The sequence below is a fragment of the Marinospirillum sp. genome (assembly GCF_014859565.1).
On the sequence record NZ_JACUUA010000419.1, the window covers coordinates 1 to 1,789 of the forward strand.

Annotated in this window: 2 protein-coding genes; both read right to left on the reverse strand. The window is 49.9% G+C overall.

What is annotated here, in order from left to right; genetic code table 11:
* Nucleotides 1-225 precede the first annotated feature (225 nt).
* Entirely contained in the window at nucleotides 226-1,011 is a 786-nt protein-coding gene (locus IBX50_RS20390) for a response regulator (protein WP_292258233.1), read from the reverse strand.
* On the reverse strand, nucleotides 983-1,789 hold an 807-nt coding region (locus IBX50_RS20395), incomplete at its 5' end, for an ATP-binding protein (protein ID WP_292258235.1). The genes IBX50_RS20395 and IBX50_RS20390, both read right to left, overlap by 29 nt.

The following is a 1,789-nucleotide window of genomic DNA, read 5'->3' on the forward strand; positions in this document are numbered from 1 at the left end:
AGGCTGTTCCCTGCCGGTAACGGGTTGATTAACGCGCATCGCTGGTTCTCCGCTGTATACGTTCCTGTAATCCCTAGCAATATTCAGACCAGTCAGTATTTTTATAAATAAAGCTGCTTAAATCTGATCCGCGTCAAATCTAGCGGTTAAACACAGAAAAAACTACTGATGTAAGTCAATGTTTTGCTTCTGATTTAAATATAATAGATTCAATTAAATTGCCTTTTATGTGCTTTTCTCCTGCAGCTGTGTCTGCAAACGGGGCAGGAGGGTTTGCAACATCTGTTGCAACCTGTTGTACACCGGCTGAAGGTTTGTTGCAGTTGCATCATTTTTTGCCAGGCGCTCCAGTTCACTGGCCTGGTTGCGAGCGGCCTCTGCACCAAAAGTTGCCAACAGGCTTTTTAGGGTATGAGCTACTGCACCCAGCTGGTTAAAATCACTGGTTTCCCAGGCGGTTTTTAACTGCTCGATATGAGTGGGGTATTCATCCACAAACATTTGTAAGGCCATTTCCAGCAAATTGGCATCACCACCCAGAGACTCCAGTGCTTTTTCCCAGTCAAACATCTGATCGGCTTCGGGTGCTTCACTGACAGCATCCGCCAGTAATTCATCCGCCCTATCCAATAGATCATCCAACTCACCCACAACTTTGGGTTGGATGGTGATTTTTCTTTCCGGTTGATAGTGTTGTATTACCCGGTCAATTTCTTCATATAACTGTTCGGGGTTGACTGGTTTGGCGACATAACCCTGCATTCCCTCTGCCAGGCAGCGCTCTTTATCTCCCTGCATGGCGTTAGCCGTCATGGCAATGATTGGCATCAGTCGCAGCTGGTGTTGTTGCTCATGGAGTCGCCATTGGCGTGTGGCTTCCAGTCCGTCCATCACTGGCATCATCATGTCCATCAACACCAGATCATACGAGTTGGATTGCAGCAGCTCCAGGGCTTGTTGACCGTCCTGTGCAATGTCGACCTCATGCTGGTTTTTTTCCAGCAACTTCACTGCCAGCTTCTGGTTGATGGGGTTGTCTTCTGCCAGCAGCAGATGTCAGAGTGGTGTGCAGCTCGGTCATGATGATGGGTTTGGTCAGATAACCGGTCAGCCCAAGTTCACGGCAACGGGCGGCATCACCGGCTTCAGCGGAGGAGGTGAGGATGACAATCTGGTTGGCTTGTAATAAATCGTCCTGGAGGATGCGTTCAGCAATCTGGAAACCATCCAGTCCCGGCATGTTGGCATCCAGTAATATCAGGTCAAAAGGCGCGTGATCCAGGCTGTGACGCAGCTGGAATAACGCCTCCGGACCGGAAGTGGCAAAAGAGTGAGGGACATTCAGTTGTGTCAGCATGGCTGACAGCACTCGGCGGTTAACCGGCTGATCATCCACCAGCAGTACATTATAACCACTCAGATTCTGGCTTTCTGTTACCTGATCAGGCAAGGGTGAAGCCACTTCCATCGGAATCTGCAGGGTAAAAACAGATCCCTGATCCGGCACACTGGAGGCAAAAACCTCACCGTTCATAATATGTGTCAGCTCACGCACAATCGCCAGCCCCAGCCCGGTGCCTTCAAACTGGCGGTTGCGTTCGCTGCTGACCTGCTCAAAGGGTTCAAACACCCGGTTTAATACACCGGGTTCCATACCAATGCCGGTATCCCGAATACGGAACTCAATTATCGGAACCAGACTGGTATGGCCGGATAGACGCTCCACCGTGAGGTGAACTTCACCGATCTGGGTGAATTTGATGGCATTACCCAGCAAGTTGATCAACAT